9 protein-coding genes are annotated in these 17200 nt (G+C 55.3%); all 9 read right to left on the bottom strand.

The window, feature by feature from the left end:
- Nucleotides 1–6: 6 nt before the first annotated feature.
- From GT409_RS10425 to GT409_RS10385, 9 genes are read right to left on the bottom strand one after another with little or no spacing between them, the layout of a single operon-like run.
- Nucleotides 7–1455 carry a sulfatase gene (locus tag GT409_RS10425; protein WP_160629030.1) on the bottom strand — a complete coding sequence of 483 codons (1449 nt, stop codon included), beginning with the start codon at nt 1453–1455 and terminating at the stop codon, nt 7–9.
- Nucleotides 1452–3092: a sialate O-acetylesterase gene (locus GT409_RS10420; protein ID WP_160629029.1), complete on the bottom strand. Its 1641-nt coding sequence runs from the start codon at nt 3090–3092 to the stop codon at nt 1452–1454. The genes GT409_RS10425 and GT409_RS10420 overlap by 4 nt, the downstream gene beginning before the upstream one ends.
- A 16-nt stretch (nt 3093–3108) precedes the next feature.
- The gene (locus GT409_RS10415) at nt 3109–7560 is read right to left on the bottom strand and encodes a LamG-like jellyroll fold domain-containing protein (protein WP_160629028.1); all 4452 of its coding nucleotides are present in this window, start codon (nt 7558–7560) and stop codon (nt 3109–3111) included.
- 18 nt (nt 7561–7578) lie between these two features.
- Nucleotides 7579–9096: a sodium:solute symporter family transporter gene (locus GT409_RS10410; protein WP_160629027.1), complete on the bottom strand. Its 1518-nt coding sequence runs from the start codon at nt 9094–9096 to the stop codon at nt 7579–7581.
- Nucleotides 9093–9893: an HpcH/HpaI aldolase family protein gene (locus GT409_RS10405; protein WP_160629026.1), complete on the bottom strand. Its 801-nt coding sequence runs from the start codon at nt 9891–9893 to the stop codon at nt 9093–9095. Before GT409_RS10405 ends, GT409_RS10410 begins: the two co-directional genes overlap by 4 nt.
- Nucleotides 9893–12676: an alpha-mannosidase gene (locus tag GT409_RS10400; RefSeq protein ID WP_160629025.1), complete on the bottom strand. Its 2784-nt coding sequence runs from the start codon at nt 12674–12676 to the stop codon at nt 9893–9895. Before GT409_RS10400 ends, GT409_RS10405 begins: the two co-directional genes overlap by 1 nt.
- Nucleotides 12677–12691: 15 nt before the next feature.
- A complete protein-coding gene (locus GT409_RS10395) occupies nt 12692–13840 on the bottom strand; it encodes a lactonase family protein (RefSeq protein WP_160629024.1) in 1149 nt (382 codons plus the stop codon).
- 19 nt (nt 13841–13859) lie between these two features.
- Complete coding sequence (locus tag GT409_RS10390; protein WP_160629023.1) at nt 13860–15491, bottom strand: glycoside hydrolase family 10 protein; 1632 nt, start codon at nt 15489–15491, stop codon at nt 13860–13862.
- A gap of 15 nt (nt 15492–15506) precedes the next feature.
- Nucleotides 15507–17138, bottom strand: a complete 1632-nt coding sequence (locus GT409_RS10385) for an alpha-amylase family protein (RefSeq protein ID WP_160629022.1) — start codon at nt 17136–17138, stop codon at nt 15507–15509.
- Nucleotides 17139–17200: the final 62 nt, after the last annotated feature.

The following is a 17200-nucleotide window of genomic DNA, read 5'->3' as shown; positions in this document are numbered from 1 at the left end:
GGGTCATTATCGAGTGTCTTGTGACACCTGTAGAAGGGCATCGGGTCTCGTTGGGTCGTAGTCGGGGTTGGGCATGGGGAGCGCAGCACCGGTGTCGGCGAGCCATGCGAAGAGCTTCTCTTTGAGTTCGGCGACTTTTTCAGGATGCTTGAAGGCGAGGTTAGTGTGCTCACCGAGGTCTTCAGCCACGTTGTAAAGTTCGGCGAGGTTTTCATCCTCAAAGAACCAGACGAGCTTCCAGTCACCGATGCGGACAGCCCCCCACGGACGGATGATCATCGTGTAGGTCTTGGGGCCGGGGGAAAGCTCAATGATGTAGTTGGGATAGTACCAGTAGAGCCCGTCATGCACGCGATCCATGGCCGGTTCCTTTCCGAAGAGCGCGGGCATGAAGCTGGCACCGTCCATGCCCTCGATGGCGTCCGGATTCAGGCCGGCGATGTGCCCCAGCGTCGGCATAAAGTCGACACCGTGGATCGGCAGACTGCACGTTGAGCCGGCTTCGACGACGCCGGGCCAGCGAACCAGCAGCGGCACGCGGACACCGCCTTCATAAAGCGTATGCTTGCCCTGCTTGAGCGGCTCATTGGAGGTGGCCTGTTGATAATCGATTTTGGCGGTTCGCCCGCCGTTGTCTGAGGCAAAAATCACAACGGTATTTTCATCGAGCCCCATGTGTTCGAGTGCGTCCATGAGACGACCGATGCCATTATCGAGGTGCTCCAGGTTGGCGGCGTAGAGCGGATAGTTGTGTTTCATACCGGGGGCCAGCATTTCTTCATATTTCTGAACGAGGGAATCTTCGGCGTAGTAATCGTGATGAATGGCGTAGTGCGCCAGATACATAAAAAACGGCTTGTCGGCATCCGTGCGCTTTTCGAGCCAGCCGATGGCGGCGTCGGTGATCCAATCGATGTTTTTCATGTCGTCGGGATCCTTGCCGACCGGTCGCCAGAGGTGCTGCTGGTAGCCGAATTCGAGCGGCTTGGTTTTTTCAGGGCCGCCGACGTGCCATTTGCCGACGGAGACGGTGTCGTAGCCGGCCTGTTGCATGAGGCGAGGAAGCGTAAGACCGTCGGACGGAACGCTGTCGTCGGGCAGCGGACCGATCAGTTTTGTATTGCGTTTGGCGCGCTTAAGGACGGCTTCACGAACAGCATTGTAGTCGTAGCGGGCGGGGTACCGGCCAAGGTTGATGCAGGCGCGCGAGGGCGAGCAGATCGGAGCCGCCATATACGCGCTGGAAAACGACATGCCCTGACTGAACAGCCGGTCCATATTCGGGGTTTCATAAAAATCGCTGCCGAGACATCCGGCATCCGTCCAGCCCAGATCGTCAATCAGAACAAACAGGATATTCGGCTGTTCCGGTTCCGGCGGACGGGTTGCTGCGAATGCGGAACAAGAAACGACTGTTCCGATCAGGCTGGCGGCAATTTTTTTAAGCTGATTCATTTTTGACTCCTTTTGTATTCGTTGATTCTATCCTGATCCTGCAATTCCTGCGCAGAGAGCTGTGAATCGGTTCTGAACGGGATGGCGGGCAGTCCTGCGCTGTTCATTAAATTACCAATCGGGTTGCGGGCCCAGCTGTAGCGGGCGGCCACCGGTGCGACCACGCCGTCGGCGGAAAGCTCAATCCGGTCTCCCTCAATCCGCGCCTTCGCCCAGACCCATTGGCCGCTTTCGGAGCGGATGGCAAATCCTTTAAGTTCGTCGCCGCCTTTGGCGTGCATGCCACCGGCGTGTGAAAATGTCAGCCACAAGGAATTTCCGTCCTGTTTCAACGACTCGAATACGGGGCCGCTGTCTTCGTAGGATTTCCCATAGATTCGGTTCAGTGCCGGTAGAGCAAGGCGCCGGCCGACCTCCTGTTTGTTTTTCGGGTGAATGTCTCCCGATTCGCCGATATCTACAGCGGTTGCAAGTGCCATGTGCGGATCGTTCTGAACTGTAAATTGCTGAGCATCTCTCAAGTCGGCAAAGCCGGCGGAGGATTCGACCGGATTCTGCTGCTGCGGTCCGAGATTGGCCAGCTGAACCACATAAAACGGCATCTTCTGATCGCCCCACAGGTCGCGCCAGTTTTGAATCATGAGCGGAAGCTGGGCACGGTAGGTAATCGGCCGCGAAGAGTTCGACTCCCCCTGATACCAGATTGCTCCGCGCAGTGCATAGGGAGCCAACGGCACAATCATGGCGTTATAAATCGAGGCTGGCGTGTGCTTGTTACCGGGAGTCAGCAATGGATCGGCTTTCGGCATCGGCTCTTTGAACCGCTTGCGGTTTTTAATTGCCTCCCGTTTGGCGGCCTCCCAATCTTTCTTCTGCTTTGCCAGTTCACGCGCACGGGCATCGAATGCTTCTGCATAGGACGCAAAGTTTTGATGATAGTCGGGAATGCCGGCAATCATATCCTCCCAGAGCGGAAGCAGGTGACCGGCCACCGGATCATTTTTCATCCTGCTCCAGTCTGTCCAAGCTTCGATGCGGGAGCCACCCCACGCCGATTGAATCAGTCCGATCGGAATGCCGAGCTGTTTATGCAACTCGCGACCGAAAAAATACCCCACGGCGGTAAAGCGTTCTGCCACCTCCGGAGAACAGTGCATCCAGCCGCCGCCCCATATTTCACAATAATCCCGCGGAACACAGTCGAGTCGCTGCTCCACCTTCAACAGCCGGATTTCCGGATAGTCTGCCGCCCGGATTTCCGCTTCGGCGTTCATCGCTTTGGAGAGCGGGAAGCCCATATTGCTCTGACCGGAACAGAGCCAAACCTCTCCGACGAGGACGTCGGAAAGGGAAACTTGAAACTCGGAATCCGAAACCTGAAGAACCCTTGGCTCTGAAGATGCCGCCATTGGGTCAAGCAGAACTTTCCAATGGTTGGAAGAATCGGTAACCGCTGTTTTTTTCTGCCCTGCAAACTCGACGGTTACGAGAGTTCCTGCATCAGCCCGGCCCCAGACCGGAACCGGTTTTTCGCGCTGCAACACCATGTGATCGCTAAATACATCAGCGATGTTAAGTTCGGCAAAGCAGGTTGCCGAACCAATTATCAGGCAAAGAAGTCCCATTCGTTTTTTCATCTGTTTCATTCCTTTTTCAGGGCAGCGGCTCGGCCTTGAGCCGGTAAAAACGCTGCGGGGTGTTGTTGGTGACGTTGATGAATAACTGACCGCCGGTTCCGCTGACGGGAAGGCCAACGGCTTTCCAAACATTGGAAATGAGGCTGTCGGCATACTCCAATGTGTACAGGCTCTGAGCCGAACTATCGAAACTCACAGCATTTCCGCTGGAAACCCCGAATGTAAACCGGCTTTGCGGGTCGGACGGATCGGTGTTGGTCATATACTCCTGCCAGACCGTATATCCGTCGTTATCGGCATCCTCGTTAACCGTACGGTTCGACTGCGTGTTGTTCAGTGCCCCGGCATAAACCCTGATCATGGAAATATACCCGCCGAACCATTGCCGGTTGTCGTCATCGGCGGAGACGGCCAACCGTCCGCGTGCACCGACGGACAGTTCCTGATTCGGCACCACGAAATCCCGGTCTTCGGCGGGCGGAACAAGCGTGCCGCTCTGCATCACTAGCGGCGCATACTCGCCATTCACATAAATCTGCATCATAGGAACCGCGCCGGGCACACCGTCATACACAGCGAGGACATGAGTCCACCGGTCCATTGGCCACGTTTCCGAGGTGCGGACCTGATAGGTGACACGGTCGGTGCCAAGATTATCGCGCAGTGTCAGCTCCATAAAAAACCGATCTGTCCCGGATATCTGCCGGGCGGTCAGCCGCCAGCCGCAGGCCGAACCGGCCTCCCCGGCAAGCTGGTTGCCGATCAGGTGCATTCGCCCGGAGGCGGCGACGCTTTTCTCCGGCTTAAACCAGACCTCGACTGAAAAATCGTCGTCATAATCAAACGAAAGCCCGGAAGCGGAATAAGCCGCAGCCTGTCCGCCGAGGCCGTTGGTGCAATCAAACTGATAGCAGGGGATATTCCCGTCCTGATCTGGTTGCGGCAGCCATTCGCTACCGCCGGCCGTGAGCAGCGTTCCGCCACTGCCGACAATCGGTTCCCAGACATTATCCGGATCGTTGCCGGGAAATGCGGCATTGAGTTCCAGCGTTGCGTCCACAACGGGGGCAAAGTCGAAGTCGCTCTCGTAGAGTCGGTATCCGCGAATAAACGGATCCGCCCCCAATGAACCTCGATCCCCGACTGTCCCCTCTTCGCCGAGGGTGTAGTCCACCGCATAGATGGAGCCGTCATGCAACTGCACCCAGCCTCCGTATCCGTAGTCGGTGCTCCAGTCAGCACCTTCAGGCTCAAGCATGATGAGCCGGTCGCGTTTATACTGGTCGGGATAAACCCAGTCCTCCACAGCCCATGTCCAGTGCCAGCTCGGGAAAAATTCACTCGCGAGCGTCACCTCCACGCTCTGCCATTCAGACAGACCGTTATTGCGGGAAAAGTTTTCGTGTGAAAAGTTGTCGCAATAGTTGCCGAACTTGATGGTTCGCCCGGCGGAATCGCCGTTAAGTCCACTGTTCTGAATGTATGCCGAAACGTTCGTGTCAACCATCAGGGTTTCATCGCAGGTGATCAGCAGACTGCCGCCGTCGCGGTCAATTTCGAGATCAATCCACTGGGTTGCGTCCACATCAAACCCGATAGCCGGATCGTCCAGCAGCTCCACCCGGTTCGTGCGGATCATCACCGGCAGCCCGACATCAATGTGGCAGGCATTGACATCGCCGGACAAGCAACGCAAACGCGCCTTAAAGGTCACCCGGTCAGACGGGTCGACGGTTGGCGGAAGCGTGTACATGGTGGCTTGGAAATTGCCTTCACCGGAATCGAGCGTCAGACGATCGGGATAAAGGCGAATGCGGTTTTGATCATAGCAGAAGGAGGTGACCGGCATGATATTGTTGGTCTCAAACGGATCGCCCAAATGGGCGGTGTATCCCTCCTCAGTCCCGTGCGTGCGGAACAGCGTGAACACCTTGCCGCTGTTGAGAAGCCCCGATTCGTTCTTCTGCCCGAACCACGGGGCCATCACTGGCGGACTGAAGTTGTGACCGTAATCCCGGCTGTAGCAACGAAAGGTCGGATAGGACTGCCAGGTCATATCATCCATGTACACCACGAGATTCCCCCCGCCTGTATCCAGCAACGACGACTCATGCCACGACTTGTGATCCTGCGACTGTACCAGTTCGGAAACCGGAAGCCACGTCTGCCCCTGGTCTTTTGAGCGGATCAGCGTTTCTTCGCCGCGTGGTTGCGAATACCAGACCGTTGGGCGGCGGGTTGCGTGGCCGAGAATGACCCAGTCTCCATTGTCCAGCACCCGAATGCGGTCGGGAGAGACATTGCTGGTCGGAATGTTGGTGAGCGACTGCGTTGACCACGTCAGCCCGTCGTCAATTGACCAGAACAGAATGTGATGAGCCTCGGCATCCGGGTGAATCGCTTCATTATACACTCTTCCAGTATTAATCACCGTCACGCCGTTGGAACCCAGCTCCGGATGATAGCTGATGTTGACCACCTTGTGCCCGTAGCCGTCGGTATCCCACCAGCCGCTGCGCACCAGACCGTAAGACTCCGCCGGATCATTCGGATCGTGCCAGGTGGCACCGTTGTCATCGCTGACCGATACGCCGACATGCGAAAAGTCTCCGGGATCGCCCCGTCCGGTATGATCGCTATTATCCAGAAAAGCACAGATGAGTCGTCCGCTCTTTGTTTGCGCCACATCCACCCGGCACAAATAGTGGCCATCCTCAGCCGCAATCGTTACACGCCGGTCGGACGGAAGGCGCATCATTTGCGAACGATGGGTTCCGTTGGTCCAGGTTTTATAATGCGGAACCGCATTGGTGTGAAAATCGGGTTTGGGAAGCCAGTTAAAGAGCTCTCCCTTAAAACGGGCGCGTTCTCCGTTATAGTTTTTTTCCACATCTGCCGCCGAAAGCACATTGGTGTAGAGCCGCATAACGGACAACTTGCCCTCGAAATAGTGACGGTCAGAATCCAGCGTCGGCGCATCGCTCTTGCCCCGGGCACCCATCGTCGTCAACAGGAAATCCGGTATAAAATTGCTATCCGCCGGAACGGTTAAATCGCCGTCCCATTCGGCCTGCTGATCAACCCCGTTCACATAAATTTTCATTGAGGGAACAGCCCCGGAGTTGCCGTCATACACACCAACCACCTGAATCCACTCGCCCATTTGAAAATCGGCGGAAGTTGAGCAGCCGTACCGGGTGGTTTCTCCGGAAACATCCTGCATTTCAAACTCAATGCTGTACAGGCCACCCGTTTCTTCTTTCGCCGTCAAGCGGTAGCCCTGCCCGTCCACGGTCTGGTTGCCGAACAGGTGCATCCGCCCGTCAGCCAGCGCAGGGCTGCGTTCAGGGCAGACCCAGACTTCGATCGAAAAATCGTCGTCGTAGTCGAAACCGGTGTTCCCGTAACTCACATCAGGCATCGCGATTCGCCCGCCGTGTGTGTCGCTTTCGAATGTAAACTGGTGATACGCCATCGAGCCATATGCATCGGCAGTAACCCACAGCGGATAGTCTGCAGGATCTGTAATGTTCACCCCGCGCACCGGAAAATAGGCACCGGTCATCAGTCCCTCCCAGGTCGGCAGCGGGCTGTTGGTGTCTGTATTATAGATCGGGCGCGGCCCCGGACGACGGGAATCCAGATAAAACAAGGGGGCCTGTGACTCGGAAATAACCGGAGGCTCGAGCATAGCCTGCAAAACCCCGGTTCCTGGATCATAGGTGTAATCAACTCCTTCAACCGCATTGGATGAGCCGTTAATTAATAGATAACCGCCCGCATTATGCGCAATGATGTCACTCGCATTGTTTCCGCTGGTTTGAAACTGAATCGAAGCCGTGTCGTTGAGTTTGAGTACAATTCCATTGGTCAGGTAGCCGGCATACCACTCCTCTACAGTCAGGGATGTTGAGGCCAAAGCACTGCTGCCGTTGAGTACAAAACAAGATCCAGAAGCAAAGCCCAAAGAACTGCCATGCGCATTTAATACGGTCGCCGTACTATTGCTGTTCAGGGTGAACATAAACACATTGGCCGCATCATCGCTGTAAACATTATCCAAATCGATGAACGAATTGTCATTCAGCGTGACAGCCGAAGAGCCGGTTATTTTGGTGTAGTTATTCACATCTACACGCACCGAACCGGAAAGCGTCAGACTGTCATCGGCTCCCATAATCAGGTAGCTGGCTAATGTCAATGTGTTGGTGCCCGTCAACCCGCTGCCGGCTTTTTGAATGCTTAAGGACGCGATGGTCTGGTCGTTGTCCAGAAATGCACCCATATCGAGCGAATTATACCGGGCAAGATCACCTCCGTCGGGCAGACTGCCGCCCACCCAGTTGCTTGTGTCACCCCAATAATAAAACCCATTGGTTTGCGTGCCGCCTTCGGTAAAGTCAATCGTATCCGCCTGACCAAGTGAGGCTTCGACAGCCAGCAAGATGGCTAATTTTAGCATTTTCATACGGACTCCCATGTATGATCAGCGTTCATTTTTCATGGTTCTCAACGTCAGGTTTTTTAAATCCAGCCGGCGTTGTTCGCGCACCAGATAACTTGCACCAAAAGCCGAGGCAAACAGGAACAAGTTGGACAGAATCGGCATCCAGAACTTGTGCGGAAGGTATCCGGCCAACGAAGGAATTTTAGCATCAATGACAAGCCATGACACCACCAGAGCAAGCGTTACCAGCGAGCAGCTCAATGCCGCACGGTTTTCCACCCTTTTGGTCAGGATGCCGAGCATGAACAAAGCAAAAATTCCGCAACTGAAGATCGACTGAATCATGGTGTTGAGATCCTGGATGGTCATGGTGCGCATGTAATAGATCAGCAGCGCCAGACCGATCATCACCACCCCGAAGACACAAGAAATCCAGCGAGAGGCCGTGAGGTAGTGTTCCTCTGAGCGCTCTTTTACGAAAAAGCGGCGATAGAAGTCGGTGGTGACAATGGAAGCCGAGGCGCTGATCGACGAAGAGAGCGACGACTGCGCAGCAGCCAGCAGTCCGATGATGACCACCCCCGCCAGTCCGGCCGGAACCTGCGTTAAAATGAAGAACGGCAACACCTGCTCCGCCACCATGCCGTCGAGCAACGGCTCTGGATTCAGTTTGTAGAACACATAGAGGCCGGTTCCGAGTGCGCTGAAATAAACCCACATCGGAATCACCATCAGCACGCCGAGCCAGATCGCTTTTTTGGCTTCTTTCTCCGTTTTCGGTGCCACATAACGCTGAATGGTCGCCTGCTCCACGCACCAGAGCTGGTTGAAAATCGCCGGGAGAATCATCACCCAGAAAGTGATCTTCGCAACAGTAAAGTCAAAGTCGCCCAGCGAGAGTTTGCCGTCCTGGTGCGCAATGGAAAAAAGCTCGCCTACGCCTCCGGGGATCCCTTTAAGCACAATCGGCACACAAATCAGTGCCCCGATCATCAGGCCGATCCCCTGCACCATGTCGGTCCAGATCACGGCACGAAGGCCGCCGGCGATGGTGTAGGCGGCAACGACGACTCCGACGAGGACGATCAGCAGAGGCAGAGGCAGACCGGTTAGAATCTGCAGAGGCAGACTGACCGTATAGGTGACCAGCCCGAGCCGTGCCGACTGCATCAGTACATATCCTGTAGCGGTATAGATTCTGGCCCAGCTTCCGAAGCGGCGCTCCAGATATTCGTATCCGGAAGCGATTCCGGAGCGGCGAAAAATCGGCATAAATATATAAATGCCCATAAACGCGGCAATCAGGAACAGGAAGTTGGTTGGTATGTAGCGCCAATTTTCTTTAAAGGCAAAACCAGGTGTCGCCAGAAAACTCATCGAGCTGATCATCGTGGCCATCAGCGAAAATCCGGTTGCCCAGCCGGGCATCGATGACCGGGCCATAAAATATTCATCTGAGCTTTTATTTTTCCGCGAACAGAGCCAGCCGATGATCAACATAGCAAGCAGATAGAGTCCGATAATGCCGTAGTCTAAAAGATGTATGCTCTCGGTCATGAGATTGGACCCTTCGACATCAGGTTTTCACCGACAACGGTCTGGGCCTGCGCCAAACATTCCCTCGCCAGCCGATTCATAAACAGCATGTCCACGCTCAAAGCCAGAAATGTGAATCCTTTATTGAGCGCATCCGTAATTTGATCCGGCTCCGGAGCCACGACATGCAGCCCGGCGGATTTCCCGGCACAGTGACAAGCATTCAGCACCTTCTGCAGTGCGTCCTGTACGCGCGGATCATCTAGCTTACCGGGAATATTGAGCGACCCGCTCAAGTCGTATGGACCGATAAACACGCCGTCGATCCCCTCCACGGCCAGAATTTCATCAATGTTGTTCACGCCGTCAATATGCTCAACCTGCGCAACCACAAAAATATCGTCATTGGCGTTTTTCACATACTGATCGAATTCCACGCCATGCTTGTTGGCGCGGCAGTATCCGAACCCTCGCACCCCCTGCGGCGGATATTTCGCTGCGGCCACCGCCTTTTTTGCATCCGCAGCCGTGTTGACCATTGGCACAATAATTCCCTTGGCACCAGCATCCAGCATCTGGCGGATTTCAATGGTACTGTTCTGAGAAACCCGCACGACCGGCACCGTGGTTGTATGCGCCATGGCTCGCATGATCTCAATAATACTGTCAATGCAGATGTCGGTATGTTCCGCATCCACGCAAACCCACTCATACCCTGCATTGGCCAGAATCTCGGCCGGCACGGGATGCCCGATCTGCATCCAGGTTCCCAGTGTGGGTTTGCAATCCAACAACGCTTTTCGCACATGGTTTTTCATTATTCTCCCCCTTTCAGCAGTCCAATTGACACGACTTTGCAGGCCGCCAGCGAAACCCTCACAACGCCGTCGTCCACCGGAAGTTCGCCCTGCTCTTCTTCATTCATATTCATTACAACCGCACGCTGCACCGATGCAGTCAGAACGGCATCGATCTTCTCCTCCGACGGATTAAACAGACGCACCAGAATTCCCTCGCCACTCTCGAGCGGCTTGACCGAACTGACCTGTGCGCCCTGTACAGATAACAGGCTGTATTCAGCAGGTAGCGAACCTTCCTGACGGCTATTGCTCTGCACAACCACTGGAGCCACGATCATGCGCTGCGTTTCTGAATAAACGTCTCCGGCGTTCCAGTCACCCATATGCGGGTAAATCGCATAGCTGAACTCATAGCTTCCCAGCATTTCCCATCCGTTCTGGGTCGGGAACACAGCGCCGGCACGCGGCTCGGTACAGATGCGCATGTGCGATGATCGCAGAAGGCTCAGTGCCAGCGTACGACGCTCTTCGTTAAGCAATTCATACTCGCACAGTCCGCCGTTGAGTACGGCGAGGCCGTTTGTTCCGTCGCTCACATCCACAAATGACTGTTGCGGATGAGTACACATACCGGGACGATATTTTCCATCGGCCTCGCGCACCGGCTCCACCGGGCGGTGGTCGACATAAAAATGCCCTTCGGCATCCGAGTGCGTCGCCGCGATATCTGTCGGGAACATCACCCGCAGGCGGTGGTTGGAAACAGTATTTTCAACCATCGTTTTAAATTCAACCCGGCGGCTTCCATAACGCAGACTGATTTCCGAACGAATCGTCACCGGCTTCAGCTCGCCGTCGCGGCTGGACGCAGCCAGATCCACCTTGGCAGGCAGCATCCAGGTCATCTCCGTGGTAATTGTGGCCCGCAGATCGGAGTCGTGTGAAACATAGATGCGAACCGGCTGTCCCAAAGAGAGATGAGTTTGATTTTTGTTCGGCAGATACCGCAGCCATCCGTCGCCGCTGTCGCCCGAGCTTTCAAAATAGTGCAGTCCTCGAAAAACCTGCCCGGTTTGCTTGTCGTCCAGATCGACGGTTCCGTCAAACTGAACCGTCACTTTCAAAAATTCGTTTTCGAGCACATTCGGCGCTTTGATAAGCGGCTCGTTTCTGCGGCGAGTGTCATTCCACAAAAGCTGTACGTCGTAGCTGCCCTGCCCGGAGACCTTGAGCACTTTGTATCCGAGAGCCGGGATCTCGCCGGTGTCGAAGTCAATAAAATGGCGGGTGACATCGAACGGCCACGGGCGCGAATCGGTTTCGCTTACCGGAATGCTGATACGCTCGCGGCCAGTCTGGTCTACCGCCAGCGCCGTGCCGTCGAGTTCGCAAATGTTCAGCGTGTCGGCATGCCATTCCACCGGGGTGGCGATCACGGCGCTGAGCGTTTCGCGGCGAGGGAACGGCAGCGGATTGAAAATGCACAGCGCAATTTCTTTGCTGTCATCGACCGGGCGCTGAATCTGCGTGAGCAGATGGCGCACCGAGTTTTCGGTGACAACGGTGGCGAGCTCATCAGCCTGGTCGAGCCGACTCATCGTGTCGCGCGAGGTTTTGTCCTGCACCACGCCATTGATCGAATCGTGCGGTTGCGATTTGAGCAGGTAGTCCCACGCCTTGTCGAGGAACGGTGCCTGCGCTGGAAGGCCGTGCTGTCCGGCGAGGCAGGCCATCGGCTCGGCACAGCGGATCAGCTTGTTTTGTACCGACCGGTTCTTTTGCTTAATATCGCTGCGGGTAGCCAGCGCATTCGGCGTGCAAGCCGGCTCAGGCCCGTCGCGCAGCTCGCCTTGAACCGTGCGCAGTTGAGATTGATCCATCTGTTCAAGGATATCTACATAATCATCGAGGGTTCCGTGAACCAGTTTGCGGGAATCATCCAGTTCATTCACCTTTTCGATAATCTTAGGAAGCAGCGGCTGCGGAAAGGTAAAATCGCCGCCATCAAACAGCAGGCGGTGGTTGCGAATCAACGTGCCGTCGGTGGTGTCCCATGCGCGGTTGAACGAGTCCGGAATTTTTTCAGGGTAGAAGGTCGTTCCGCGGTTAAAGCGGTGGAAATCCTGCCAGTAGTTTTCCGCGTCGGCATAGCCGAAAATATCCCCAAGGCCCTCCCAGTTGAACCACCATTCAGCACCGATGTTCTCTTTGTTGAATATCGCCGGAATTGTCAGGAACTTGAAGAGGTTGGCGCGGGCCTGCACGCCGAGCTTGGAAGCCAATGCCACCGTCCCATCCGGTCCTTCCCACAGATATTCGTTGGCACCGGTCCGTTCCGGACTGACGTTTTTTCCGCCAAGCACCACGGAAATTCCGAAATCGGCATAGATCTGCGGCATCTGAGCGGGCTGCCCCCATCCGAAGGTGGTGTAGCCGATCTTCATGGTTTTGCCGAGCTCATCAGAGATCCGGCGGCCTTTCATCAAGTTACGCACGAGGCACTCAGCATCGACCGGGAACTGGTCGGGCAGCGTATACCACGGACCGACCTGAATACGATCCTCTTCGATCAGTTTGCGTAGGCGGGATTCATCCTCCGGATACAAATCCAGATAGTCGGTAATCGGCACACTCTGCGCATCCATGATAAAACTTTTATAGCGCGGATCACTTTCCAGCAAATCCATCAGCTGTTTCATCATGCCGCACAGCGCGTTGATGTGGTGCCACACCGGATAGCGCCATTCGCGATCCCAATGGGCATGAGCCACGACGTGGCCGATCTGTTTCTCGTTACTCATCTCCACTCCAACTCTTTAGTTTGCGATTCGCATGGCCGCCGGTCCACCGGAACAGGGAACTTGAATCCCCGTTGGTTTCAGTTCGCCGTTTTTGATTTTGAAAAAAGTGATGTCCTGATTCTCATTGCTGCCGACTGCAACGAAACGCGAATCCGGCGTGAAGACCGCAGTCTGAGGAATCCGGCCGATCCGGGCAACGTCGACCGTAACAAAGGTCTGCCCCTGTTTTTCCATCAGCACCAGCATGCCGGTCTGACGGCGCGAGGGAACGGTCGGCTTACGGGAGGTGTTTTCGAGGCAGTTGGCCACCATCCATTTTCCATCCGGGCTGATATCAATTCCTTCGGGAACAATCCCGACCGGGATGGTGTCCACTACCTTGATGCCCTTCGGTTTGACTTCGACGAGCATTAGACTTCCACCGAGCGCATTAGCAACCACGGCAAAGTCGCCGCTGCCGAGGAACTCAACGCAATACGGTCCGTCGCCGACCTCGATCTGCTGGACAACGTTAATCTGGTCGCCTTTGAGAGAGAGCAGCGCGACGGCATCGTGGTTTTGCAGTGTGGCGATGGCCAGCGAACCGTCGGGCGAAAATGCGGCGTGCGACACGTTGCTTTTTTCGTCAGACACCTTGAAAGTGCCGAGCACTTTCACAACGCCCTCATCATTGAGTTCCAGCAGGGTGATAGTGCCCTCCCCACGGTTGGTGATCAGTGCACGGGTTCCGTCGCGGCTGATTTCCACGCCGGAGGTCTGCACGCCAAGTTCCAATGTTTGGAAAACCTCATGCGCTCCTTTTTCGAGCCGGACAACCGAAAGCTTGTTGTCCGGAATCTGTTCTGACGGATTATCCGGATCGACCTTTTGGGCGGCGGCCACCAGCGCGAATTTCTGGCTGGGGGCAACCGCAACACAGGTCGGCGGGCCGATCAGACTGCACGGCACGTTTTCAAGCGTTTCAACGGTGCGCGGCAAACCGGAGGAAACATCCATGAGGGTCAGCGAGCCGGGTTTGGCATCTTCATAGACCCGGTTGTTGCCATCGACCTGCGTGTGGCGCTGGTCGTTGGCGCAGACCATCCATTGCGGCGACGACGGCGTCGAACATCCCGCTGCCAAAGCCAGTAAAATTCCACTCAAAACTACATCAGTCCATTTCATCGTCATTCCTTTCAACTGCTTAATCGGTGTACAGCGCCACTTCAAGGTGCATTAAATCGGCGGAAAACTGGTCATTGAGCGGTCCGTCTGCGAGACGAACCCGAATCTTATTCTGTCCATCAATCACAGCTGAAGGCGGGAGTTCAAATGCGCAGTACTGATCGATGTGCCCGGTAAACCCGCCGTACGGATCACTGAAAAGTTCATCGCGCTCATCGATCGGCGTCAACTTGACGTCATTCACAAACACCTCCCAACCGAGCTTCGGCGTTCGTTCCACCATCTGCATTCGCAACACCGCGCGTTTTACCGGAACAGACGGCGGGGACATATCGAGGTCGAAGGTGTGCTCACTCAAATTGACAAAGGTGACGGGCAGTACAAACTGGTCGCCGAAATAGCCGCTCTTCCACCACCAGTTAATCCAGTAGTGCTGCGGCTGTTTAGCCAGCCACTCTTTATCCGTCAGCTTCGGGAACAGATCCATCGCCGGATCGCCCGGATTATAGTTGCCGCCGTGAACCTGGCCGTATTTACGTTTCCCCGGACGACAATACATGATGTTGAACAAACTAACTCCGTCACAGCCGCGCTCCCAGGCAACATTCGCCATAGTCGTCAATCGTTCAGGTGTCATGAAGCGAACCTGATAGTCATCGCCGCCGGTCAGCCCCGGACGCCCCCAGGAAAGCGACGTGCTGCGGGTGACGCAGTGCGTCATCTCAAAAATCAAGCTGGTATCCGGTGCCCAGGCGCGAAACTTGGCCAGCTCATTTTCAACCTGGGAGCAGTACGACGGAGAAATCACCGCGTAATCGGTCCACCCCTGCTGATCCCAGTAGCCAAGGTCAAAGCCAAACCGTTTATACATCGACAGGCGGTTGGGAACCCGCACACCGAGATAGCGACGTTTGCCGTCGCGGGCGGTTTTATCGAGAATTTTACGAACATCTTCGACAAACTGATCCAGTATCCGGCGGCGCTGGGCATCGGAGGTCATCTCTTCATTAAAGAAGGGGAAAAAGCGCATGAAATCGAGCTCTATACCGTCGATATCATAGTTTTCGCACCACTCGCGCACATAGTTGAGCTTTTGGGCTACCACACGCGGATACATCCAGTCGAGACCGCGATACCCAAAGATCGGCGCATGCCGGTCATCAATGCGCAGGTGCTGATTTTCAATAAAAAATTTACTGACCCAAACCGACTTTTCTCCGACGCCGTGCTCGTCCTTGAGTCGCAGCGACATGATTGCCGTCAAGCCCTGCTCCCGGCAGACATCGACAAAATCCTGCACCATATCGCCACCGTCCATGACATACCGTCCGTATGCATCGGGCTTGCGTCCGGTATACTGTGCGTTCCACTCCCAATGATCCGGATAGAATTTGCTCTGCCACCATGGGATCTCACCGTTTCCGGCACTCAGAGCCACGGCTTCTACACCGGTGGCTGCGATTTCACGAACAGAAGCCTTAAGCTGTTCGCCCGCATTCAATTTTTGGTCGGTCCACTCATGAACACACGTGTGCAGATAGGTTCCGTCGTGGTTGAACAGCATTTTGAACGGAACCGTTCGCTTTTCGGCCGCGGCGAACCACACACAGCCTATGGCCAGCAGGATCAGTAGAATGGTTTTCTTTTTCACGGGGAATCTCCTGTTTTATTCAACTGCAATATCTAAATAGAAAAGCTTCATCTTTTTGCCGGAAAGCAGCATGACTTCGATTTCGTTTTCGCCATCCCGCAGCAGCTTATGCGGCACGGTAAAGGCACGGTAATATTCAGGCTCCAGAATGCCGGTCGTATAGCGCACATCATACGGCTCAGATACATCGTCGGTCCGCTTCAGTTCGTGGCCGTTGAAAACGACAGACCACGAGGAGTCTCCCAGCGGGTCGCGGGCGAGGAGTCGCAACCGGCCGTCTTCGGACCATCCGCCTTGGGGGGGCGTCATCAGCAGTCGGAAGGTTTCCGGCTTACCGATTGCGTATGTTTTTGTGAAGGGCTCATTAGACATCAGCGGATTGAAGGTCGCCCCAATGAAGTACCACTGCGGTTGTTTTTCAAGCCAGTCGCGGTTCGTCAGATACTTCAGGATGTCGAAGGGAGGTTCTTTGCCGCCGTCGCGGGTGTAGACGCCCCGGCTGCCGCGGTAGTAATGAAAATTGAACAGGCTGACGCCGTCCGCCCCCTGCTCATAGGCGAGGTTCGCGGCAGTGTAAAACTGCAGCGGGTCGGTCATGCGCCGTACCGACCCCGCAGAATTTCTTCCCGTTGTTGCTGCGGCTTCGCGGTAGGGTCCGACCGCGGTTACGTAATGCAATTCCGAGTAGAGCGCAACATGGCCGGGAGCCATTTCGCGGATGCGGGCAATCTCCATTCCAAGGTCTGTAAAGTAGTGTGACGAGCAGTTGACCCAGTTGAGTCCGGCGTCAGTTAACTTCTGAAGATCCACACCGATCTCGCCCCACCGATCCGGATACGCCGTCACGCGAATGCCCAGCCAGCGTTTTTTGCCGTCGTTCTTTTCGAGGGCATCCATCATGTTGCGAATGCGTCTGACAAATCCGGCCATCATATCCGACCGCTCGTCGTCCGTGGTTTTCCGCCGGTCAAAAAAGCAGGGGTGACGCAAAAAATCGAGTTCGATTCCTTCGATGTCATAGTTCTCGCATAACTCTTTGATCAACCGGAAGCGGTAGTCGCGCACTTCGGGGTGTGCCCAGTCCTGCAAATATTTGTAATGTTTTTCTAGCGTCTCGTCGCCAATGATGAACTGCGGGTTTTCGCCGTAAAAGCGGCAGACGGCCTCGCGGGCATTCTGTACGGCGGCTTCGTCCTGATAGTCCTGCTTCGCATGCGACAGGAAATGGGAATCGTTCAGGCGGAAGGAAATCAGCGGCGCAATATTCTGTTTACGGCACTCTTCCACATAGGCCGCGACCAGGTCGCCGCCGTTGAGGATATAGCGCTCGTATGCGTGCGGTTTGATGCCGTGCTCGGCCAGCCACTGAACATGGTCGGCCATGGGATAGACTTCGCTCTGCCACCACGGCACCCAGCCCATGCCGGGCTGCAGCAAATGCGCATCGACCCCCTCGACCGCCGATTCCTGCACACAGGCCCGAATGTGTTCCTCCACAAACGGTCCCGGGCGCGGATTAAACGGGCTGGGACAGCTGGTGATATGCGTGGTGTCGTTTCCAAACAGCAGCTTATACGGCGGTTTATCCCCGGCCATCAAATTCCCCGCAGCCAGCAGGACAACAACAAATATCAATCTAGCACTCATATTATTTATTTCTGTTATTACAGAAATCAAAAGGTAGTGCACTGCCTGCCTGAAGTCAACCT

The organism is Tichowtungia aerotolerans (genome assembly GCF_009905215.1).
Lineage (GTDB): Bacteria > Verrucomicrobiota > Kiritimatiellia > Kiritimatiellales > Tichowtungiaceae > Tichowtungia > Tichowtungia aerotolerans.
Note: the sequence above shows the minus strand (reverse complement) of the source record. Positions and strands in the feature narration are given on the sequence as shown.